Below are 24,369 nucleotides of genomic sequence, written 5' to 3' on the forward strand. Positions count from 1 at the left end.
CCAAAAACATACCCCCTCATAGACGTTCTAACCAAGCAAAAGAATAATTTAATTTTTAAACCTTGTGGAGCATTGTCAAGAATTGTACAAAGCGAAACGAACGTTTTAAGCCAACTGTTTGAGCGAAGCTTACCCTTTAGCTAAACTCTAGGACAGAGCGAGTTTTGGCTTATGTGAGTGAAACTGCAGTTACAATTCTCAATGCGTAACACAGCTTGAGAAAGAAAATTATTCTTTCCATTTTAAGGACCTCAAAGGATAGCAAACAAGCCTAAAAAAACTAGCCATAGCAAGACCTCAGAGACTAGCTACAACTTAATAAAATATACCCTGCAAGACGAACACAGAAATAATGTGCTTCATTCTCACAGGGTATAAAAAATTAATAATATAATTTAGGCTATATTTTTTAAACTATCTTTGCTAAACAGTTTTTAATTTAAAACATGCTTCACTAGACCCTACAAACTCACCTTTATGATTATAATCTTTAGGCTTATATTCAGCATCAAAGTAAGCTAAATCTTCTTCTGGTATTAAACCAATTTGATGTAATAATTCAATCAATGCAACATTTCTCATTTTTGATAATCCATCATTAGTCTTAATTGCAAAACCTATTCCTCTATCAGGCAAGCATCCTGCAAAATATCCATTAGCACCAGATTTTACAACTACTTTTCCTGGATACTTACTAATAATTTTATAATCAATTCTATCTGATCCAGAAGTATTTAAAGGATATTTCATTACTGCATTAATTACAGTTTTAGCAGACTCTTGTAAATCTTTATCTAATGTTGATGGGTCCCCCATTCTTGCCATACCATATGCAAATGTTCTTAAAGGCATTGCATGAACTGGAACTCCACATCCATCAAGTCCAATTATGATTTTTTTAGGATCATAATTACAAATTCTACCTATCATATCAATTATTCTTTTTTGATGAGGGTGCTCAGTTTTATAATATGTATCTAAATCTTCATTCATATATTTTACAGTAGTAAGCATACCAGTATGTTTTCCACTACAATTATTATGAATATCTAAAGGTTTTATACCATTATCTTTCATATTCTGAGCTACATCTTCTTTAAATGGATAATGTGGTCCACATTGTAGATAACTTTCATCCAATCCTATTTTCTTTAAAATACTTCTTACAGTATTAACATGAATTTCTTCTCCAGAATGTGATGCGCATATTTGTGCAATTTCTTGTTCTGTATAATTATATTCTTTAGTTGCTCCACATGCTACTGGTACCATTGCTTGCATTAATTTTGCAGATGAACGAGCATATGATACTTTATCAGGATTACCTGCGTAATATAATAAGTTATTGTGTAAATCTACTACTGCTATTGAACCTGTTGTAAAAAGGTCTAACAACTCACTTCTATATGTATTTACTAATTTTTCCAATTTATTTGTCCTTTCTAATTTATAAGTCCTTGTTCCCTAAATTCTTGCATTTCTTCATCTGTATACTTAGCCATACCTATGCCTGTTATTCCACATAATAATGAGAATATTGGACATAAGAAACAGAAAAATGCAAAAGGGAAATATGTTGCAAATGGAATATTTAAAGTATTTATTATAAATATTGCAGTTACTCCCCAAGGAATAATTGTAACACCTATAGTACCACAATCTTCACAAATTCTAGATAGGTTTTCTGGTTTCAAACCTCTCTGTCTATATAAATCAAGCATAGTTGATTGTACCATGATAGCTGAGAAACAATGTGATCCTGTTATACCAATTGATAAATAACTAACGCCTATTGCACTTGCAACCAAACCACCAACAGTTTTGATTTTACTAGAGAATTTTGAAACTAATACTTTAATTATACCAATTTCTCTAATCATACCACCTATACCTGTTGTAAATATAACAGCTTGAACAGTACTATTCATACAATTCATACCACCACGATTTAATAACTTACACAAGTAAGCTTGTTCAAATGGTTGATTATAACCTTTCATAAAAGAAGTTAATACTGTTTTTGGATCTAATCCCTGATAGAATATAGCTATAAATATTGCCGCTATAACACCAGATAATATTGAAACAACAGCTGATTGTTTCCTTAATAACATTGTAACAACTATAATCATCGGTACTAACGTTATTAATCCAATATGGAAATTTGCTGCTAATCCGTCTGAAATTTGATTCATTAGTGTGAAATCTGCCTCAGCTCCAGAAATTCTGAATCCTAAGAACAAGAAAATAATTGCTGATGTTATTAGTGCTGGTATTGTAGAATAAAGCATATGTTTAACGTGAACCATTACATCAATTCCCATAACTCCTGCTGCAAAGTTTGTAGTATCAGATAATGGTGATAATTTATCACCAAACCAAGAACCACTGATAATAGCTCCTGCAATCATACCCAAAGGAATTCCTAGACCTTCGCCTATTCCTAATAAAGCTACACCAACCGTTCCTATAGTACCCCAAGAAGTACCTGTAAACATTGATACTATTGCACATAATAATAATGTTGTTACAAGATAATATTTTGCACTAATTATTTTCATACCATAAAAAATAATTGTTGGTACTGTACCTGCTGCTATAAACACACCTATTAATGCACCAACAGCAAGCATAATTACAACAGATGATAAACTTCTCCTAATTGTATCTAGGGCTACGTTTTCCAACTCTCTATAAGTAAACCCTAATTTAATTGATAACAAACTTATAAAAATCCAAGCTATAAACATAGCCACATTAAGTGGTGCCCCAAATGCTCTTATCATGACAATTAAGAATGTAGCTAAAGCCAACAATGTCATAAGAGAAAACGCAAACGATGGTGTTTTCTTTTCTTTAGTTTTCATTAAATATCTCCTTGAAATAGAATTTTCACTGTACTTATGTATGATAATATTATATAATAAGTATAGGTTTTACAATAGTGCTGCAGCAACTAATTAAAGTGTTTACTTTAATTTATACAAATTATACTATATTTTTTAAGATAAGTAAAGTAATAAACATACTATTTAAGATATTTTTATAATATTAAGTGTTTTTACTTTAATAATAATTATTATTTTGTTATATACATAATCTAGCAAAATAAATAAATACATGCAAACTAATGTCGCAAATAATATGAGTTATAAAGAAATAGAAAAGGATAAATTTATGAATATTATAGAAACAATAAATAAAAAATACAATGTTTTAACTAATAAACAAAAAATAATAGCAAATTACTTGAAAGAAAATCCTTCTGATATCTGCTATATAACGCTTTCTGAACTTAGCAAAAAAATAGGTTGTTCAGAAGTTACAATATTAAAATTCACTCAAAAAATAGGTCTTACTAATTTTGTAACTTTAAAAAAGGAATTCAGGAATTATAATTTAACATTAGTAAATAAATTATCTACATCATCATATACAATTAATTTTTCTAATGAAGAAGATAATGCTTCTCTAATAAATACTATGTGTGATAACGAATCAAAAAAAATGCAAGATTTTCTCCAAAATTTTGATTCTAATTATATTTTAGAAGTTGCTGAAGAAATAGCTAGCAAACGCATTATATATCTATTTGCACATGACAGTTCTAAAATACTTGCTAAAACATTAGAATGCCGATTATTGCTAATGCAATTTAATCCAGTAATAGTTGATCTCGCAGATATGAAAATTGTTCAACAAGTTCTAAAACATATAGATGAAAATGATATTTGCATATTTTTTGCATTTCCTAACTATTATTATTGTAACGATAGTATAGCAGAAACTGTTAGAGAAAAAAATTGTGATATTATTTTAATTACTGACGATAAGAATTGCCCTGTATCTAAATTTTCAAAACATATTCTCGTTTGTAACTCTAAAACTATAATATTTAGGAACTCTCTTACTGTACCTATATCAATGATAAACTTATTGACGTCTGCTATGGCTTTAATAATAGGAGAAAAAGATACCTATCTATAATTATAATAAAAAAGACCAACAAATTATTGGTCTTTTTATTAAATAATTAATTGATTATTAGTTATTTTTTATAATATACAGGATAAATTTTTTCTATATCTAGTTTATTAAAAAAAATATTTCCTTCATCACCTTGAAAACCATATTCGTAAAAATATCCTAAATATTCATAATTGGTATTACTATCTAATAATACTACGTTTTTACCTACAACGATTACTTCTTTACTTATTCCATGTAAAATAACTACATCTCCTATTTTTATTTCATCTTGTAATTCAATTTCATTTTGTTTACTGTTATTAGAACATGAACATAAAAACATTAACATTATTATTGTAATAAATAATTTAATTTTTTTCATGCAAATGTATCCTTTCTTTTTGTAAAATATCAACATTTTTCAAATTTTTCACCACCTTTTTACATTGATTTTCTAAGATTTCTAATCAGTTGCTGGTAAAATCATTTCTATAGTTTCTATACCTGCTAAAAATCCCATTTTGTGATATACCATTTCTGCATCATTTCCTAATGTTACAAATAGTCTAATCACTGGATAGTCTTTTTTTAATGAAGATAGTGCAAATTTCAACATATTTGTAGCTAATCCTCTATTTTGAAAAGACGGTTTTACTGCTAGTTCATACACATTTGGCCATTCTTCCCAAATTGATATTAAACATGCTCCAACAAGTTCATTTGTATCATTATCATAAATTAGTACTGATGCTTTATTTACTATGGTATTTTCCAAATTTTCATCCAAATAAAATTGTACTGATTTATTTTGTATTTCTAATTTTGTTTCTTCACAGTCTTCATTCATATCAGTAAATGATTCTGCAAATAACTTACTGATATCACTCTTGCTTTCTTCTGTAACTTTAGTAATTCTATATTTATTATCCCAATTTATTTCGAATTCTTCAGTAGGCCTTATCATACATCTTCTTGTCTCTATTGCTTTAAAACCATTTCTTTGATAATGCTCAATTCTATCTGGTTTAACTGTGCCTACGCAAATTGGTTGTTTTTTATCTGACCAGCATAATAGTAAACTTTTTAACTTAGATATAATAATATCGTATTCGTTATACGGTGGTTCTAAAACTAAACAATTCATATAATTGGGCTCTAGCAAAACTCCACCTATTCTATAACCATTCTTTTTAATCCAAAAACACCCTTCATAATCTAATAAAATAGAAGAACTCATTTGAAAACTCTGTCTAAACCATACATTTCCACTAAATACTTCGTATACAGCAAAGTAAATCGAATACTCCTTACTATCCGCCTGCTCAATACTGTAACCATCACATAAATCATACTTTTTTAAATTTTTTGACCACTTTCTATTCATGATAAATACCTCCAAGTATCATAAAATCATAGCAAAAAGCTATCCCCTTGTATTACGTCATATGCAAAAATTATTTTGTATACATATGGTATTATTGTAACATTTTAATATTTGTTATGCAATGACAAGACCTCAGAGACTAACCACAACAAACCCCCAGGGCATAGCTAAACAAAAATAGAACGCCACAAAAACGTTCTAAACAAAAAAGAATAATTTAATTTCTAAGCCTTGTGGAGCATTGTCAAGAATTGTACAAAGCGAAACGAACGTTTTAAGCCAACTGTTTGAGCGAAGCTTACTATTTAGCTAGGCTCTAGGCGAAGCGAGTTTTGGCTTATGTGAATGAAGCCGCAGTTACAATTCTCAATGCGTAACACAGCTTGAGAAAGAAAATTATTCTTTCCATTTTAAAGACATCAAAGAATAACAAAAAAGTCTAACATAGCCAAGCCCTAGCAAAACAACAGAGACTAGCTATAGCAATGCCATCAGGGCATATCTAAACAAAAATAGAACGCCCCAAAGACGCTCTAGCCAAGCAAAAGAATACTTTAATTTCTAAGCCTTGTGGAGCATTGTCAAGAATTGTACAAAGCGAAACGAACGTTTTAAGCCAACTGTTTGAGCGAAGCTTACTTTTAAGCTAGGCTCTAGGCGAAGCGAGTTTTGGCTTATGTGAGTGAAGCTGTAGTTACAATTCTCAATGCGTAACACAGCTTGAGAAAGAAAATATTCTTTCCATTTTAGGACATCAAAGGATAACACAAAATCTGAGAAAGCAAGCCATAGCAATGACCTCACAAGTTATCCATAACAATAACCTCAGAAACTAGCCATAACAAGCCCCAGAGTATAGCCACACAAACCCTCAGAGCACAGCTAAAAAAAATAAAACGCCACAAAGACGTTCTAGCAAACAAAAAAAGAATAATTTAATTTCTAATCCTTGTGGAGCATTGTCAAGAATTGTACAAAGCGAAACGAACGTTTTAAGCCAACTGTTTGAGCGAAGCTTACCCTTTAGCTAGGCTCAAGTGCGAAGCGAGTTTTGGCTTTTGTGAGTAGAGCTGCAGTTACAATTCTCAATGCGTAACACAGCTTGAGAAAGAAAATTATTCTTTCCATTTTAAGGACATCAAAGGATAGCAAACAAGTCTGAAAAATCAAGCCATAACAAGACCGCAGAGGTTAGCTATATCAAGACCACAGAGCATAGCCATAACAAAAGCTACAAAGCATAGCTAAATGTTTAGTCTTCTTTTCATGTCTATTGCTTTCACTGGGCACATTTCATGACAACAAAAACATTTTATGCATTTTCTATAGTCAATAACAGCCTTCCCATTTATAATTTCTATAGTATTCTGCGGACAGCTTTCAGCACACTTTCCACATCCAACACATTTATCAGTATTAATAACAGGTCTTGACACAAGAAATTTATTAAGAACAAAATTAGAAGGTCTCCTAAATATTTTTGGTACAAAATTTACAAAATCAACACTAACACTTTTAGGTAATTTAAAATCATTTATAGGTTTAAGCGCATCCTCATCACCAATAAAGTCTAAATCATTACCACTAATATCACAAAGTCCCCTTTCACTAGATGCTACAATCGTTGGTACAGATTTTGGCTCAAGTCCAATCTTTTTAGCCAAAAAAACATCCAACTCAAAAGGATTTTGAGAACCTGCAATAAAATTACATGTTTTTGGTGTACCACCAGAAGGTCCATCCCCCTCCATACAAACAATTCCATCCATGATTGAAATATTTGGCTTTACACAAAGAGCTAAATCTACAAGCATTTCGCTAAATTGGTCAAGTACGTTAAATCTACAATGCATTTCTGGCTTCTGAAGTCCAGGTATACTACCAAAAATATTTTTAACTGCTCCCGACATCGTAGTCATTCCATGAGTTTTAACCTTTCCAACTGAAATTATAAAATCTGCATCATGAATTGGTTTTATAATATTAAAAGTCTTACATGCCTTTCCTTCTTTTATATACTTTGTATCATATTCTACATTAGTATTTAATTTAGCACCTGATTTGATAGATACATCTTGCATACCACATACCTTGTAAATATCTTTCAAAGCTTGCTTAGTGTATAATCCAGCTGGACTATCTGCTATAACAATATTATCGACACCAAGAGCCTTTAGTCTATTAACTATAGCCAATATTATAGTTGGATGAGTAGTTGTTGCTTCTGCAGGCTTTCTCTTCATAAGAAGATTTGGTTTTATTAAAACTTTATAATTTGGTTTTACTAAACTATTCAATTCAATTATTTCAAACAATCTATCTATTGCTTTTTGTACTGTATTAATCTCATAACTACTTGCATCAACTGCACAAATTTTAGACATAATTTTACTCCTTATATTTCTATATGTCTATTTTAACACTTAAAAGCTGTCTAATCAAAGCAAAAATATGTCAAGTTTTTTTGCAGATTTATATAATACAAATATTTACAAATAATAATAGTAATGGTATAATTTAATACATAATCAATAAAAAATAAAGAGGTATATAATATGAAATATAATATTTTAGGTGACACTCTACCAGTTGTAGTTTGCGATGTAGAAGCAAATCAAACACTGATAACAGAAAGAGGCTCTATGTGTTGGATGAGTCCAAACATGAAAATGGATACTACTAGTAATGGTGGCATTGGTAAAGCATTGGGCAGAATGTTTTCTGGTGAAGCACTTTTTCAGAACAAGTATACTGCAATAGATGGCGCTGGAATGATTGCTTTTGCTTCAAGTTTTCCAGGAACAATTAAAGCATTTAACATTACTCCATCAAACCCGCTAATTGTACAAAAATCAGCTTTTTTAGCAAGTGAGGAAAGTGTTGAATTATCAGTTCACTTCAAGAAAAAACTAGGTGCTGGTTTCTTTGGTGGTGAAGGATTTATCATGCAAAAATTATCTGGAAATGGTATAGCATTTTTAGAAATAGATGGTCATGCAGTAGAATATGATTTGACTGCTGGTCAGTCTATGATAATCGATACCGGATACCTTGCAGCAATGTCAGCAACCTGTTCTATGGAAATTCAAACCGTTCCAGGAATTAAGAACATGGTATTTGGTGGCGAGGGTGTTTTCAATACTGTTATAACTGGCCCAGGACATATAATTCTACAAACTATGCCAATCAATTCTGTTGCTAATACACTTATTCCATATTTGCCATCTACAAACAAAAGATAAAAAATATATAATAAATATAAATAAAGCGTATTTGATATTAAATCAATACGCTTTATTTTATTTACATACTATTAGAACATCAAACTATCTATCATAAAGATTGTTCCCTTTACTATCGATAACTACTATTGCCGGAAAATTCTCCACATAAAGTTTATGAATAGCTTCAGTACCTAAATCTTCATAGCAAATAACTTCTTTTGATTTAATTGACTTAGAAATCAAAGCAGCAGTTCCGCCTATAGCAGCAAAGTATACACAATTATATTTCTTAATTGATTCAATAACTTCCTTAGAACGAAGTCCTTTTCCAATCATGCCTTTTAATCCTCTTTCAAGCAATTTAGGTGCATAAGGATCCATCCTATATGATGTAGTAGGACCCGCAGGTCCAATTGGATATCCTGGCTTTGCTGGTGCCGGACCAACATAGTATATTGTTTGATTTTCAACATCAAAAGGTAATTCTTTATTTTCATTTAAAAGTTGTATAAGTCTCTCATGTGCCGCATCTCTGCCTGTATATATATACCCCGTAAGCAATACACTATCACCAACATTTAAATTTTTCACTACTTCATCTGTTAATGGTAAACTAATATCAATATCTTTCATTTTATTACCTCACTATTCCTGATTTGTGTCTATATGCATGACAACAAATATTTACAGCTACTGGTAACCCAGCTATATGAGTTGGAAAATACTCAATATTAACACCTAATGCTGTAGTTTTTCCACCAAGTCCTGCCGGTCCAATATTTAATTCATTTACTAACAAAAGAATCTCTCTTTCTAGACTTTCATAGCTTTGATTTAAATTATGACACCCTATTTCTCTTGTTAATGCTTTTTTCGCTAGGTACGCTGCTTTTTCAAATGTTCCACCAATTCCAACTCCAACAATAATAGGAGGGCAAGGATTAGGTCCTGCTTTTTTTACAGTTTCAACAACAAAATCTTTGACACCATCTACTCCGTCTGCTGGTTTAAGCATTTTTATAGCACTCATATTCTCGCTGCCAAATCCCTTTGGAGCTACTGTTATTTTAATCTCATCACCATCAACTATATCTGTATAAATAATTGCTGGAGTGTTTTTGTTTGTATTTTTTCTTTCGAACAAAGGATCATCCACTACTGACATTCGAAGATATCCTTTTGTATAGGCTTTCTCTACTCCACCATTTATTGCATCATATAAGCTTTTACCCGTTAAAATAACACCTTGACCTATTTCTAAAAATATAACTGCCATACCTGTATCTTGACACATTGGTATACGCTCATTCTCAGCAATATCATCATTTTCAATTATTTTTTGTAAAACCAATTTTGGTAATTCTTTAGTTTCTAATTCAATACCTTTATTTATACTGTCTAATACATCGTTCCCAATTGAATAATTTGCTTCTAATAACAACTCTTTAACCTTTTCTTCAATTAAGATTGTATTTATTTGCTTCATAGTATCTCCTAATCAATTATTTAGATACTTCAAAATTAATTAGCTTTAACCTTTTTCTTTGAATCATCAGAACGGCCAGCCTTAAGAAATTCACCGAACATACCACCTATTACACCGCCCAATATAGCTGGAATAATCCAATGTAATTCATATTCAAACAATGGTAGTGATTTGATAAATTCTATATCTATTCCAAAGCTATTAATAACACTTAAAAAACTTATTAAAAAAGCTCCAAATACTGCTCCATAATTTACAAACTTATTTTTATGTTTTGAGCTAAGCGACAACGCTATCATTGTTAATACTATAGGATACGTTAAATTCAATATTGGTGCCGCAATAGCAATGATTTTATTTAAACCTAAATTTGCTATCAAGAAGCTTATAACTGTGCTTAAAATAACTAAAACTTTATAAGTAACTTTGCCCTTTGTTAATTCTTCAAAATAATTAGCACAAGAAGATGTTAATCCAATTGCTGTTGTCAAACATGCTACCGATACTATAAGGCTTAATGCCAATGAACCCAATCTACCTAATAAACCATTTGTTACTGCTACTAATAAAGAAGTTCTATCTATATCTAGTCCAAATTTTGTAGATGCTGTTGCACCTAAAAATGTAAGTCCACCATATACAAATAATAACAGAACACTTGCAACTATACAAGCTCTAACCGTTACTTTACTTTGAGATCTTTTATCTTTGTAACCTTTTGCAACTACTGATTCTATAATTATTCCTGCTAATACCAAGCCACCAAAAACATCCATAGTTTGATAACCTGTAGTAACACCTTCCTTAACTACGCTATCGATCATTGCTACATCACTAATTGGTCCTAAAGGTTTCGCAATACCATACACAATCAAAAAAGTCAAACCTGCAAATAATATAGGAGTTAGTAACTTTCCTACGATATCTATAACCTTAGACGGCCTAATGGATAGGAGTACAACTATGCCAAAATAAATAATTGAAAATATTATATTACTTGACTGTGATACTACATTTGTATTTACCAACATTTCAAATGTAGTAGCTGCTGTACGAGGAATAACAAAAGCTGGTCCAATACATATAACCAATATAATGCTTATAATTAATGCTGGAGTTTTTCCAATTTTATCAGTAACTCCTTCTAATTTTCCACCATTTTTCGTTATCGCATATATACCAACTAAAGCTAATCCTATATCAAATATAAAATAAATGATAAATCCTAAAACCCATTGTTTTCCTGCTGCCATTCCTAAAAAAGGAGGAAAGATTAAATTTCCAGCTCCAAAGAATAACGCAAACAATGCTAAACCAATAACTAAAGCATCTTTGTTTTTTTTCATAATTACGCCCTCCAAATAAATAAATAGACTTATTAAAACGTTTTCTATAATTTATTTAGTTTACTATATAAGGCGTATATTTACAAATGCAATATTATTTCTTGTAAATATAATATTTACCAATTTTGTTTCATAAAAGGAAACTATTTGTTAATATTATCACAATTCACATATCCATAATTAAATTTTGTCAAAATATACAAAATTATTATATTTATACGATACTATTTTAAGCTATAAAATTCTTTGATTTGTAAAGAAATTATACTTTTTCATCAATCTAACATCTTCTTTATTTATTATTAAATCATTTATCAACTCATTATCCTCTTTTATACTCTTCAAAGATATAATACATTTTATAGAAACTGGTATAAACGGATTGCCTGAAATTCCAGTCATCAAAGCAGATACATTACTTGCATTATTGATTGGATTTATTGCAATAAAATTTATTCTCTCAATATCATTTGCTTGGTTAACAAATGTTAAATTTGTAACGATATCATGTATTTCTATTTTTCCATAATATAATGTTTCACAATTAATATAATTATTAAAACTTTCAATACCTGTATAAAGTGTAGCATCTCTTTTACTCTCATATGTAAAATCATTTATTTTCATGTAACAGCGATTAATCTTATTTTTACGTCCATCATAAAAATATACATAGAAATGATTGTTTGAAAAAAATCCTCTAATATCATCTACAGCATTTTCTTTTGGTTGTTCATAGTCTACAAGTTGATTAATTTTAATTCCAAGTACATTTGCAATATCAAATAATGTCTCAATGTCAATAACTATACTTCCACTTTCGTATTTTGACACTGTTGATTTACTCTTGCTTATATTTTTTGCTAATTCCTCAATACTCAATTTTTTTTGTTTTCTGTAAAGCCTAATACGATTACCTATATAATCAGTCAAATTACTCATTATATTATTCCTCCATATATAGCTAAGATATGCTATTAATTGTTATTTTATTAACAATTTGCCGATTGCAACAAATATATTATAGCTATAAAACACTATAAAGTCAAACAAAATTAATATAAAAATCCATATAATTACAATGATAAATTATACTTATTATAATCAATATTCTATGGAATACCTAAAACTACTATCTATTTTTCATATATTAGTACTAATTTTATATTATTTAGTTAAATTAATAACATATTAATCATTTAATGCATTTTTATGATACTTTTTCTAATAAAATAAATAAAGAAGGTAAAATTTCATTTACCTTCTAGTTATTATTCATTTAATAAAGTACTACTTCTCCTCTAAATCTTTTTCGTATATATCTTCTTCTCCTACACCAGCAAGGACAACGAGAATCACAGTTTCTATTATCCATTCCATGTTCTGGTATACATGCATAGCCATCTACGTAAACTCTCATGCCCTCATTTGGCATACAATTTTCTTCAGCTAATTGTTCTTGAAAGTTATCAAAATCGTTCATTTCACACATTATTATTTCATCCTTTCAGTCTATTATATAATAATATATGATAAAAAGGACAACATGTTACATAATAAAACTATTTTACGCAAAATAATTATGTTGAAATACACAAATATTTATAATAAAATATCTATACTGCTTAATTATTTTTAGCAGTTGTAGCAAAAAATTTAGATGTTATTTCATAAGGAGAAACAATGACTAATAAAAAAGCCTATAAAGGAAATGTAATATACAGTAAAGATAAAGATACGTTGATAGTTTATGATAATTCATATGTAATCGTTCAAGATGGAAGAATAGTGGATATATTAAAAGATTTACAACCGGATTTTCCGAATGAAAATGTCATTAACTATGAAGGCAAGCTAATTATACCAGGATTTTGCGATATGCACGTACATGCACCACAATTTCTGCAAATGGGTATCGGAATGGACAAAGAGCTTTTAGATTGGTTAGATACATACACATATCCAAATGAAGCAAAATTTAAAAATATAGAACACGCAAATGAAGTATACTCTCAATTTGTCAATGAATTACTTCGTCATGGAACGCTTCATGTAAATTGCTTTCCTTCTATTCACTATGAAGCTTCAAGTATATTATTTAAACTACTTGAAAATAAAGGAGTATATGCTTTTACAGGCAAACTAAATATGGACCAAAATAGTCCAGATTTTTATATAGAAGATACAAATAAATCTATAGAAGATACAGAAAAGTTTATTATTGAGCATAAAAAAAGTAAAAATGTCACTGCTTCTATAGTTCCAAGATTTGCTATAACATGTAGTGAAGAATTATTAAATGGTTTGGGAAATGTTTCTTTAAAATACAACGCACCAGTTCATTCGCATATGTGTGAAGCTGTAAATGAAATGAAAATTTGCAAGGAATTGTTCCCTAATTATAAAAACGGTGCAGAAATATTTAATCAAAATAATTTACTTGGTAAAACACCTACTATCATGGCTCATTGTATTTTCATGGATGATGATGTATTAGAACTAATGAAAAATCCAAATTGCATGGCAGTACATTGCCCTGATGCTACATCAAATGTAAATGCAGGCGGCATAATGCCTGTTAAAAAACTTCTGGACTTAGGTATTAATTTAGCAATTGGAAGCGATGTTGGTGGTGGAACTAGCCTTTCTATACCTAGAATGATTGCTACTACAATTCAACATTCAAAAATTAGGAACATGTTTGATAATCAGTATGAGGCTGTAAATTTACAAGAAGCATTCTTTATGGCAACACGTTCTGGTGGAAGATATTTTAACAAGGTTGGAGCATTTGATAAAGGATATCATTTTAATGCGCTTATAATTGATGATTTCAACATGTATGGAGATAATTATTCATCACTTGAACGTTTGGAACGTTTTTGCTATAGTGGTGACGATAGAAATATCATTAAAAGATATATTGATGGAAACGAAATAGAAATAAAAATATAATATGGTTTATAAAAGTTGAAAAAATGCTGTAGAAAATAAATATCTACAGCATTTTTATATTGATCTTATACTATTTTGCCATTCTCTAGACTAATAATTTTATCGCTTTGCAAAACTTCAGATAATCTGTGTGATATTGACAGTAGTGTACGGTTTTTTCCTGCTTTTTTCAATACTTTTATTATATATCTCTCAGTATCTGAATCAAGGTTAGCCGTCATTTCATCAAGAAGCATAATTGGTGGATCACATACCATTGCTCTAGCAATTGAAAGCAACTGGCATTGTCCTTGAGAAAACATATTCTTTTGAGCTACGGTGTCATATCCATGCTCTAAGTTCAAAACATAATCGTGCAATCCAACAAATTTCATGACATTTATGATTTGTTCAAAGCTAATACTATCGTCCTTTAGATTTATTTGTTCCTTTATTGTTCCATTTATAAAATGAAAACTTTGCTCAACATATCCAAATATGTGTCGCTTATAACTATTTGGAATATCATTTATATTTACTTCACCAATCTTAATCGTTCCGCCAGAAGGCTCTAATAAACCCATCAAAAGCTTGAATAATGTGCTTTTCCCTGCACCTGTTCTACCTGTAAATGTTACACTTTGATTTTTATCTATTTCAAATGATACATCCTTCAGAACATCATTACTGCCAATATACTTAAATGTAACATGATTAAATTCTATTGCTTTGCTTTTAATTGTCTCAATTTCAAATTCTTCTTTTTTAGCAACTATCTCTTCTTCATTTAAAAATTCATTAACTCTTTTTATACCAGCAATAGCTTGCTGAATACTTTGAAACTCCTTACCTAAGTTCTCAATTGGTCCAAAAATGTTTGAAATTAAATCAATAGCAGCAGCAACCATTCCTATTGAAATACCTAATAAGGACAATGAATCTGAGCTTAATATTACCATCAAAGCAATTACTATAGCACGAATAACTAGTATTATTGGCGAAAATACAGAGTCATAGAAGTTTATTTTTTCCTTAGATTTATAACTATCAACAATATATTGTGCATATTTTTCTTCGAAATAATCTTCCTTGCAAAATGATTTTATCATTTCTATATTTTGAACACTTTCAGGTATATGGTTGTTAACTTTAGCAATAAGCTTCCTATTGTCAAGCTGAGCACCTAACATTCTTTTTTGAAATAATCTAGTTATAAAATATATGATAGGTATAATAACTAATACCATTAGTGCTAATTCATAGCTAAATATACATATAGAAGCCACGATACCTATAAGCTTAAATACATCTATAATCATACTAATAATTCCATTGGTAAATAGAGAACCTATAGTCTCTACATCATTGGTAAATCTTGATACTATGCTACCTGTCGTATTGATAGAAAAATACTCTGCTCTCAACACATTTTTCTTTTCCATCATTACTTTTCTAATATTATTTACAATGCCTTGACCACTTATTGTCAATAAGCATTCCTTTGCAAAATCGAGTAAACCTATTATTAATAGAGTCAAAAAATATATTAGTCCGATAGTAGCCAAGCCTTTTGTTTTACCAACTAGGAGATAATTATCAATGATTATCTTCAATATTTGTGGTGGAACAAGACTTATGATAACTACACCTATTATAATAATAACCAAGCTGATAGTTATAAATATATGAGTTTTTAAAAATCCTGTAATTATCTTAGAAACACTTTTACTATGATTATTTTTCATTATTTTCACCGTCCTCTGAAGCTTGTAAATTAAACAATTCATGATATAGAGATGACGATTTAATTAGCTCTTGATGATTTCCGTACTCATAGGTTTTATTATTATTAATTAAAATAATGTTATCTAGTTGTGTAAATATTTTTAATCTATGAGAAATTAATATGATTATTTGTTCTTTATAGATTAATTTTATATTACTTATAATATCATTTTCTGTTTTAATATCTACTGCTGAAAATGGGTCATCCAATATAAGTATCGGTGTTTTATGATATAAACATCGAGCAAGTGATACTCTGGCTTGCTGACCTCCACTAAGTCTAACTCCACTATTGCCAACTACAGTATCAATTCCATTCTTCATTGCATTTATCTCATTATCCAAGCAAACTATTTTTAAAATTTCTTCTATGCCTCCATCTTCTCCTAGAGTAATATTATTATATATTGTGTCTGTAATTAAACTAGGATTGTGCCCAACGTATGATATTAATGTGCTACGTTCAAACTCAGATAAACTACTTAGTTCTACGTTATTGATATATATATGTCCATCATAATTGTACTCTCCTAAAAACAATCTTCCGATTGTTGATTTCCCACATGCGATAGGACCGGTAACACCTATTATTTGTCCCTTAAAGGCATCCAAATTCAATCCATCAATAATTAAATTAGAATTGTCTTTTGATACTGTCTTATCATTGTTATTAATTATTTCTAAACGCTTAGGATAACTGAATTTCAAATCAATTATTTTTATATCTATCTGCTCAAATTTATTATAAATTGTCTTGTCAATAGTTTTGGAATTATCTAAGTAAGGTTTAATTCTTTTCCATGATACACTTGCTTTTTGTATAGAATTGAACAATTTAGCAGTTTTACTTGCCTTGAATGCAAGAGTTGTAAAAATAACTAAAAAGCTTGAGAATTGACCAACTGTCCAAATATTATATATAACATTTTTGCCACCTAAAGTTATCACTATTATTACTCCCATCATAGCAATAACGTTATATATTGGTTGCATTGAGTTTTCCCAAACATGTGCTAGAACAGCACTTTTATTTAATTTATCTATTTGTTCATTATATGATTGATTATTATCTTCCTCTTGACCATATAATCGAAATAACAATGCATTATCAATTTGCTCATATGTTGTTTGAGACAAACTACTTAATTTTTTTCTATAATCACTTGTAAATTTATATATAACCTTTTTTAACTTTTCGGCTATTAAAATTGCAACAGGAATAAAAAAACATGAAATTAGTGTAATTTTAACGTCATAAAATAACATATAAATTATATATGCTATCAAAAATACACCTGTATCAAATACTTCAGTTGTAAATTTTCTCATTCCTTCTACACAAACATCAACATCTGAGATAGATTTAGTCATTAGACTTCCCATACTCTCATATTCTAATTGCAATTTAGTTTTATTTAATAGATTATTGTATAACAAAGTTCTCATGGCTGCACTAATATTATTTGCAAATCTTCTGACGTAAAATCTTTTTACATATCTAAATGATTGTACAATTGCAATTGATGCTATAAATATAGATGAAAGAATAATGATGTATTTAGAGCTTTCCTTTAAAATTAAAGCATCAATTAATTTTCCTTGTAAAATTGGACCTAATAATAATCCGACATTATAAAAAACACCTGAAATAATTATTAAAATTACAGCAAGCTTTTCCTTTTTCCAATAACTAATAAGCTTATTCGGTTCTTTAATTTGATTGAATTTATTTTTGTCCACCATTCTCTTTTATACTTTCCTTAAATAAGTTTTTATACATTCTATCATAATTGTCCTTACTCCAGTTAAATTTTATAGCTACATCACTTTTATCGTACCCATTTTGCTTTATGTAATAATATACTGCAGAATGTCTAAAACAGCTGGGTGTAAATTTTTTTACTTTAGCATTTTCACATGTATCCTGAAAAACTTTTCTCAAATATCTATCTGTATATACATGTCCATAAGAATTTAATAGTATATACGCGTTATTTTGATTAATATTGTTACTATCCAGCAGTTTAAAATAAATTTTTTCTATTTCTTCTGGTAACTCTATATCAAAAGGATTGATTTTTAATATTTTATTTCTAAATACAAATTTACCTTTTTCGTTATATAAAAAATCAGAATATTTTAACTTTATCAAATATTTTGCCTTTAGACCTGTATAAAGTGCTATGTAAAATAAAAACTGTTTTTGATAATTCTTTTCTTGTTCAAGAAAATCTATAATTTTATTAAAATCATCTTTTGAAATAATTTCGTCTTTGCTAACTACTTTATTATCAATTGTTTGAACATTGTTGTGAAAGTTAACTATATACCCTTTCATATCCAAATAATTAAAATAATTTATTATTACCTTAACAAATGAATTTATAGAGGCATTTGTGTAACTAGCTTTCAAATAGTCTTTAAATTTATCCATGATATATGAAAAATAGGAATTATCTATATCTAATTTAATGTTATTTTTATAAATAAATTCATAAAAAAGTTTAAGAGCAAGCTTATACATCCTTTTAGAGCTTGGCGACTTAAATTTTTTATAGTTGATATATTCATCGATATAATCAAAATATTTCATAAATTCTCCTTTGCGGTTATATAATATAAACTTATGAACAAAAGGTCGTAAACCATATCACGACCTTTTTATATTTTCTATTTATTTTTTTGTTCTTCTTCATGCTTTAATCTAAGCCAACATTTTGTGCACATAGCAATGTATCTATCATTGCCACCTAAGCAAATTTGCTCACCCTCAAAAATAATCTTTCCATTTTGGTCAAATCTTGCATTGATTGTAGCTTTATTACCACATTTGCATATTGATTTGATCTCTTGTATTGAATCTGCCATTTCAAACAATCTTTTGCTTCCAGGAAACATATGAGTAGCAAAATCTGTCCTTAATCCAAAACATAGCACTGGTTTGTTGAAATAAACTACTATATCAGCAAGTTCATCAACCTGTTTCTCTGTTAAGAACTGACATTCATCAATTATTATAACATCATACTTTTCCTCTGCCTTATTAAATATATCAAATACATTATCATCAGGTCTTATAACGAATGCTAATGCACTAAGTCCAATTCTTGACTTAACGACATTTTCTCCATCTCTATTATCTATTGAAGGTTTCATAAATAAAACCTTCATATCTCGTTCTTCATAGTTAAATTTTGTTATAAGTGCTTGTGCTGTTTTACTTGAACCCATAGCACCATATTTGAAGTAAAGTTTAGCCATTAATTTTTCCCCTATTTATTATCTCACACTCTTATCGTATGGTATACCCTCTGCTTTTGGTGCACGTGATTTTTTAGAAGTGAATGCAAGTACAACCATTGTTGCAATATAAGGTAACATTTTATAAAATACATTGTTTATACCTAAATTATTTAAGAAAGGAATTAGCGGTATTGAATATGCAAGTGTTCTCAAAAATGCAAAGAACAAAGATGCAAATAAAATTCTAACAGGTTTCCATTGTCCAAATATCATAACTGCTAATGCCAAGAAACCAAACCCAGCTACACCAGTGTGTCCATTTGCATTACCACTCATTACACCTACTGAATAGAAATATCCACCAATGCCAGCCAATACTCCAGAAATTATAACACCTAAATACCTCATCTTTTGAACATTTATACCAACACTATCTGCTGCTTGTGGGTGCTCTCCACAAGCTCTAAGTCTAAGTCCTACCTTAGTTTTATAGAAAAATATTGTTGCTATAATCATAATCACTGCTGCTATAAATACTGTCAAATAAGTGTTTTTAAAGAATAAGTCTCCTATAACCGGAATTTGACTTAATCCTGGTACCTCTTTAATAAATAACTTAACTGTTGTTGTAACTCCATCAGAGTTAAATTTCATCCTTGAAAACAATAAAACACTTGCTGGAACGAGCATGTTTAATGCTGTACCTATGATAGTTTGGTCTGCCTTCATATTTACTGAAGCAAATGCAAGCATCAATGAGAATACAGCACCAGCTAATGCTGCTATAATCATAGCCAACAATAATAGCATTTGAGGATTTATACCAGAGTCTTGCATTGAATATACAAATATACATCCAAAAAACGCTCCAAACAACATTATTCCTTCAAGACCTATATTGATTATACCACTACGTTCGCAAAACATTCCGCCTAATGCAACTAATAATAAAGGTACAGCTACAGGAAGAGTATTTTGTATCAAATAATAAAAAGTATCCATATTATTCTTCCTCCCTATTTTCAGTATAATTTAAAGCATTGTTATTTGTTTCAGCAGCTAATCTTTTGTTGTTTTTTCTCTTTAATGATTTTGATAAAGTTTCTTTCATCATCATTGCAAATGCAGAGAAATATATAATAATTGATATAACGATATCTATAATTTCAGGCTTAAATCCATATAAATTTGCCATGGTTCCTCCTCTTTGCAACAAGGAGATGAAAAATGCTGAAAAAATAATTCCAATCGGATTTGATGCTGCTAAAAGTGCTACTGCTATACCGTTAAAACCATTCGCAGCTATAATATTGATTGGCTCATACGTCATACTGCTACCAGCTATAGTTGAAGGTGCAAGTATGGCAAATGCACCACCAAGCCCTGCCAAACCACCAGCAATAGTCATTGACAATATAATGTTTTTCTTTTCATTCATTCCCGCATAATTGCTAGCATGTTTGTTATAACCTGTTGCTTTTAATTCATAACCAAATGTTGTTTTATTTAAAATAACATACAATATTATCGCAAATATTATTGCAAATATTATTGAAAAGTTAAGATTTGTACCTGTTACACCAAGTGCTGGAATTTGTACTGATGCTGGCAAATAATTTGTTCTAGCCATATCTGAAATATACATAATAGAATTTTCTTGAACCATCATATCTACCAAATACATACCTATATAGTTAAACATAATTGAAGTTATAACTTCGTTGACGTTAAAAAATGCTTTAAATATACCGGGGATTGCTCCCCAAATCATACCGCCAATCATACCCGCTAAAATAGCAACTATCCAATGTACACCTGAATTCATGGGAATCATAAAACCTACATACATAGCAAAAAACATACCCATAGTATATTGACCAGATGCCCCAATATTGAACATTCCCATCTTAAACGCAAATCCTACTGCTAGACCTGTCATTAAAATTGGTGTAGCGAAGTATAATACATTTGGCAAGCTAGTAAAACCACTAGTTATAATAGTAATAAAACCTGGTATTGCTTCCATTGGGTTTGCTATGAGCATTACTACCAAACCAAAAGCTAAACCTAAAGCAATAGCAAGCAAAGATGAAATAAATGCATCGTATCCACTTGTTTTAGTCACTCTTTTTATTAAATTTTCATTTTTTTTCTTACTCATTTTTTAATTCCTCACAGTTGATAGCTTTATCTTTCTTAGCACCAGACATATAAAGTCCTAATTCCTGTACTGTTGTTTTTTTAGGATCTAATTCACCAACAATTTCGCCTTCATACATAACTAAAATTCGATCTGATAAGTTCATTACTTCATCAAGTTCAAGAGAAACAAGTAAAATTGCAGCTCCTTGATCTCTCTCTTTTATAATTTGTTTATGAATATACTCTATAGCACCTACATCAAGACCACGAGTAGGTTGTACAACAACTACAAGTTCTGGGTTTCTGTCAAGCTCTCTTGCAACAATCGCCTTTTGCTGATTACCACCTGACATGCTTCTTGTTTTTGTGATTGAGCCTTGTCCACTTCTAACATCATATTTATCAATTAAGTAATCTGAATACTTCATAATAGCATCTTTTTTCAAAAAACCATGCTTTTGAAATTCAGGCTTCCAATAGCTTTGTAAAACAGAATTTGCAGCTAATGAATAATCTAATACAAGACCATGCTTGTGTCTATCTTCTGGTATATGTCCCATCCCGATTTTACTACGATTTCTAATACTTGCGTGAGATATATCCTTGCCAAGCAGAGATATTTTGCCACTACTTTGTTTCTCAAGTCCGGTTATAGCATATACCAACTCACTTTGACCGTTTCCATCTATACCAGCAATACACACAATTTCACCTTTACGCACACTGAATGAAATATTTTTAACAGCATTGTTTTTGTGTATTTTACTTGGTACTGTTAAATTTTCTATATCTAAAACAACTTCTTTAGGCTTACTATCATCCTTTTCAACATTAAAATTAACTTTTCTTCCTACCATCATTTCTGACAGTTCTTCTTTATTAGTGCTTTTTATGTCTACTGTTCCTATATATTTACCTTTTCTTAATACAGAACACCTATCAGCTACTTCCATAATTTCATTTAATTTATGAGTAATAAAAAGTATTGATTTTCCTTCATTTGCAAGTTCTCGCATGATTTTCATTAAATCTTCGATTTCCTGTGGAGTAAGAGAAGCTGTAGGTTCATCAAAAATCAAAATCTCATTATTCCTATATAACATTTTTAATATTTCTACACGCTGTTGCATACCAACAGTTATATCTTCAATAATTGCGTCTGGGTCAACTTTTAACCCATATTGTTCACTAAGCCTAACTATTTTTTCTTTAGCTTCTTTTCTTTTTAAAAATCCTAATTTACTAGATTCTACACCTAATATAATATTTTCAAATACTGTAAAAATTTCAACTAATTTAAAATGCTGATGCACCATACCAATTCTTAAATTATTTGCATCATTTGGGTTATTAATTTTAACGACTTTTCCATTTTTTAATATTTGTCCATTTTCAGGTTGGTAAAGGCCAAACAGCACACTCATAAGTGTAGATTTACCTGCTCCATTTTCACCTAGGAGTGCATGTACTTCACCTTTTTTTAGCTGTAAAGTGATATCGTCATTAGCAATTATTCCTGGAAATTTCTTTGTAATATGGAGCATTTCAATTATATAATCTTGCGCCATTTTAACCTCCATCTATTTTTGGGAGTATACCCAATTTTTATAAAGTAAACAAAAGGGAAAAGCTTCAGCCTTCCCCCTTAACTCAAAAATGTTACATCTTAGGTATTACCTCTAGATGTTTATTGAACTGTAGTAACAGAAACTTTGTCTAAGCTTAAATTTGTAGTTAATTCATCTTTAGTAGCATATCCACTAGCATCTTCTACATCAAATGTTCTAACTAGTGATATTTCATTTTTAGCTAATTTATCAAATATTACTTTGTAGTCATCTGTTGTAAATTTTGAAAATCTATCAAAATTATCCGGAAGTCCAACACCATCGTTTTCAGCTGTAAAGAATGTAGTATTACCAGCATAATCATCAAATTTATCAGCATATATTGCTTCTAAAACTTGAACAACTGATGAGCCTAAACCTTTTGTAGCACTTGTTATAACTGTTTCTGAATCTTTTCTTTGGTCAACATCAACACCTATAACTTTTGCTTCTGCTTCTTCAGCTGCAGACATTACAGATTTACCTACAGAACCACCACATGCAAATATAACTTCTGCACCATTTTGGTACATTGTTTTAGCAGTTTGTTTGTTTGTATCATTTTCATCAAAGTTTCCAGTATAGTGATATTGAACTTCAACTTCTACACCTAATTCTTGAGCAGCTGCCTCAGCTCCTTGTAAATAACCATAACCAAAAGCTTGTACTGCAGGAACAGCCATACCACCCATGAAACCTAATTTAGTATATCCATCTATAACTGCTGCATATCCAGCTAAGTAACCAGATTGTTCTTCCTGGTACATAACACTTGCAACGTTTGCTTCTGTATTAAAAGTTGCGTTTCCCTCTTTATCCCAAGCTGTATGAGGTGCACCATCAAGAAGTATAAATTTAACATCTGGGTATTTAGTTTGTGCTTCGTAAACAGGAACCTCAAACAAGAAACCTGGAGTTACGACAATTTTAGCTCCACCTTTAACTGCTAAATCGATTGATGCTAAATAACCAGCATCTGATCCTTCTTCTGGTTTATAATATTTATGTGATATATTATTTTTTTCTGCATATTCTAAAACACCTTCCCAAGCACCTTGATTAAATGACTTATCATCAATATTACCTTTATCAGTAATAAGTGCTATGTCACTAGTTTTTCCACATGATGAAAATAACATTGCGCAACTCAATGATAAAACAATCACTAAAGCTGCAGATATAATTTTTCTTAAATTTTTCATTTTTTTCCTCCTGTTTTTTGGCATATAAAAACCATTTACTAATAAAT

General features: G+C 29.9%; 21 protein-coding genes. 3 read left to right on the plus strand and 18 right to left on the minus strand.

From position 1 onward, the window contains the following. Positions 1 to 423 precede the first annotated feature (423 nt). Entirely contained in the window at positions 424 to 1,428 is a 1,005-nt protein-coding gene (locus JYG23_RS04755) for an asparaginase (protein WP_207237403.1), read from the minus strand. Positions 1,429 to 1,442: 14 nt separating this feature from the next. Then, complete coding sequence (nhaC, locus tag JYG23_RS04760; RefSeq protein ID WP_207237404.1) at positions 1,443 to 2,867, minus strand: Na+/H+ antiporter NhaC; 1,425 nt, start codon at positions 2,865 to 2,867, stop codon at positions 1,443 to 1,445. A gap of 277 nt (positions 2,868 to 3,144) precedes the next feature. Between nhaC and JYG23_RS04765 the strand changes: the two genes are divergently transcribed. Next, complete coding sequence (locus JYG23_RS04765; RefSeq protein ID WP_207237405.1) at positions 3,145 to 3,987, plus strand: MurR/RpiR family transcriptional regulator; 843 nt, start codon at positions 3,145 to 3,147, stop codon at positions 3,985 to 3,987. A 61-nt stretch (positions 3,988 to 4,048) separates the two neighbouring features. Here JYG23_RS04765 and JYG23_RS04770 read toward each other — a convergent pair whose 3' ends face one another. The 3 genes from JYG23_RS04770 to JYG23_RS04780 all read right to left on the minus strand — a co-directional run bounded on the left by JYG23_RS04770 (position 4,049) and on the right by JYG23_RS04780 (position 7,737). Further along, positions 4,049 to 4,351 (minus strand): DUF4176 domain-containing protein, encoded by a 303-nt coding sequence (locus JYG23_RS04770; protein ID WP_207237406.1) that lies wholly within the window; start codon positions 4,349 to 4,351, stop codon positions 4,049 to 4,051. 81 nt (positions 4,352 to 4,432) lie between these two features. Then, complete coding sequence (locus tag JYG23_RS04775; RefSeq protein ID WP_207237407.1) at positions 4,433 to 5,353, minus strand: GNAT family N-acetyltransferase; 921 nt, start codon at positions 5,351 to 5,353, stop codon at positions 4,433 to 4,435. A gap of 1,244 nt (positions 5,354 to 6,597) precedes the next feature. After that, complete coding sequence (locus tag JYG23_RS04780) at positions 6,598 to 7,737, minus strand: DUF362 domain-containing protein (RefSeq protein ID WP_207237408.1); 1,140 nt, start codon at positions 7,735 to 7,737, stop codon at positions 6,598 to 6,600. Between the two features lie 171 nt (positions 7,738 to 7,908). On the opposite strand from JYG23_RS04780, the gene JYG23_RS04785 reads away from it, so the two are divergent. Next, positions 7,909 to 8,595, plus strand: a complete 687-nt coding sequence (locus JYG23_RS04785; RefSeq protein ID WP_207237409.1) for a TIGR00266 family protein — start codon at positions 7,909 to 7,911, stop codon at positions 8,593 to 8,595. A gap of 84 nt (positions 8,596 to 8,679) precedes the next feature. Here JYG23_RS04785 and JYG23_RS04790 read toward each other — a convergent pair whose 3' ends face one another. The 5 genes from JYG23_RS04790 to JYG23_RS04810 form a co-directional block, all read right to left on the minus strand. Further along, entirely contained in the window at positions 8,680 to 9,210 is a 531-nt protein-coding gene (locus JYG23_RS04790) for a Fe-S-containing hydro-lyase (protein ID WP_207237410.1), read from the minus strand. A gap of 4 nt (positions 9,211 to 9,214) precedes the next feature. After that, the gene (locus JYG23_RS04795; protein ID WP_207237411.1) at positions 9,215 to 10,063 is read right to left on the minus strand and encodes a fumarate hydratase; all 849 of its coding nucleotides are present in this window, start codon (positions 10,061 to 10,063) and stop codon (positions 9,215 to 9,217) included. 35 nt (positions 10,064 to 10,098) lie between these two features. Further along, positions 10,099 to 11,409 carry a branched-chain amino acid transport system II carrier protein gene (brnQ, locus tag JYG23_RS04800; RefSeq protein WP_207237412.1) on the minus strand — a complete coding sequence of 437 codons (1,311 nt, stop codon included), beginning with the start codon at positions 11,407 to 11,409 and terminating at the stop codon, positions 10,099 to 10,101. A 234-nt stretch (positions 11,410 to 11,643) separates the two neighbouring features. Beyond that, positions 11,644 to 12,351: a helix-turn-helix domain-containing protein gene (locus JYG23_RS04805; protein WP_207237413.1), complete on the minus strand. Its 708-nt coding sequence runs from the start codon at positions 12,349 to 12,351 to the stop codon at positions 11,644 to 11,646. Positions 12,352 to 12,688: 337 nt separating this feature from the next. After that, on the minus strand, positions 12,689 to 12,892 hold the full coding sequence (locus JYG23_RS04810; protein WP_207237414.1) for a hypothetical protein: 204 nt from the start codon (positions 12,890 to 12,892) through the stop codon (positions 12,689 to 12,691). A 200-nt stretch (positions 12,893 to 13,092) separates the two neighbouring features. On the opposite strand from JYG23_RS04810, the gene JYG23_RS04815 reads away from it, so the two are divergent. Beyond that, positions 13,093 to 14,364 (plus strand): amidohydrolase family protein, encoded by a 1,272-nt coding sequence (locus tag JYG23_RS04815; protein WP_207237415.1) that lies wholly within the window; start codon positions 13,093 to 13,095, stop codon positions 14,362 to 14,364. Positions 14,365 to 14,429: 65 nt separating this feature from the next. Here JYG23_RS04815 and JYG23_RS04820 read toward each other — a convergent pair whose 3' ends face one another. The 8 genes from JYG23_RS04820 to JYG23_RS04855 all read right to left on the minus strand — a co-directional run bounded on the left by JYG23_RS04820 (position 14,430) and on the right by JYG23_RS04855 (position 24,322). Further along, entirely contained in the window at positions 14,430 to 16,088 is a 1,659-nt protein-coding gene (locus tag JYG23_RS04820; protein ID WP_207237416.1) for an ABC transporter ATP-binding protein, read from the minus strand. After that, positions 16,078 to 17,871 (minus strand): ABC transporter ATP-binding protein, encoded by a 1,794-nt coding sequence (locus JYG23_RS04825; protein WP_207237417.1) that lies wholly within the window; start codon positions 17,869 to 17,871, stop codon positions 16,078 to 16,080. The genes JYG23_RS04820 and JYG23_RS04825 overlap by 11 nt, the downstream gene beginning before the upstream one ends. Next, entirely contained in the window at positions 17,855 to 18,721 is an 867-nt protein-coding gene (locus JYG23_RS04830) for a site-specific integrase (RefSeq protein ID WP_207237418.1), read from the minus strand. Before JYG23_RS04830 ends, JYG23_RS04825 begins: the two co-directional genes overlap by 17 nt. Positions 18,722 to 18,798: 77 nt before the next feature. After that, positions 18,799 to 19,389, minus strand: coding sequence for a thymidine kinase (locus JYG23_RS04835; RefSeq protein ID WP_207237419.1), 591 nt, complete (start codon positions 19,387 to 19,389; stop codon positions 18,799 to 18,801). Between the two features lie 18 nt (positions 19,390 to 19,407). After that, a complete protein-coding gene (locus JYG23_RS04840; RefSeq protein ID WP_207237420.1) occupies positions 19,408 to 20,373 on the minus strand; it encodes an ABC transporter permease in 966 nt (321 codons plus the stop codon). 1 nt (position 20,374) lies between these two features. Beyond that, entirely contained in the window at positions 20,375 to 21,532 is a 1,158-nt protein-coding gene (locus JYG23_RS04845; protein WP_207237421.1) for an ABC transporter permease, read from the minus strand. Next, positions 21,525 to 23,081 carry an ABC transporter ATP-binding protein gene (locus tag JYG23_RS04850; protein WP_207237422.1) on the minus strand — a complete coding sequence of 519 codons (1,557 nt, stop codon included), beginning with the start codon at positions 23,079 to 23,081 and terminating at the stop codon, positions 21,525 to 21,527. Before JYG23_RS04850 ends, JYG23_RS04845 begins: the two co-directional genes overlap by 8 nt. Positions 23,082 to 23,200: 119 nt before the next feature. Then, positions 23,201 to 24,322 (minus strand): BMP family protein, encoded by a 1,122-nt coding sequence (locus JYG23_RS04855; RefSeq protein ID WP_207237423.1) that lies wholly within the window; start codon positions 24,320 to 24,322, stop codon positions 23,201 to 23,203. Between the last annotated feature and the right edge of the window lie 47 nt (positions 24,323 to 24,369).

The organism is Sedimentibacter sp. zth1 (genome assembly GCF_017352195.1).
In the GTDB taxonomy this organism is placed as follows: domain Bacteria; phylum Bacillota; class Clostridia; order Tissierellales; family Sedimentibacteraceae; genus UBA1535.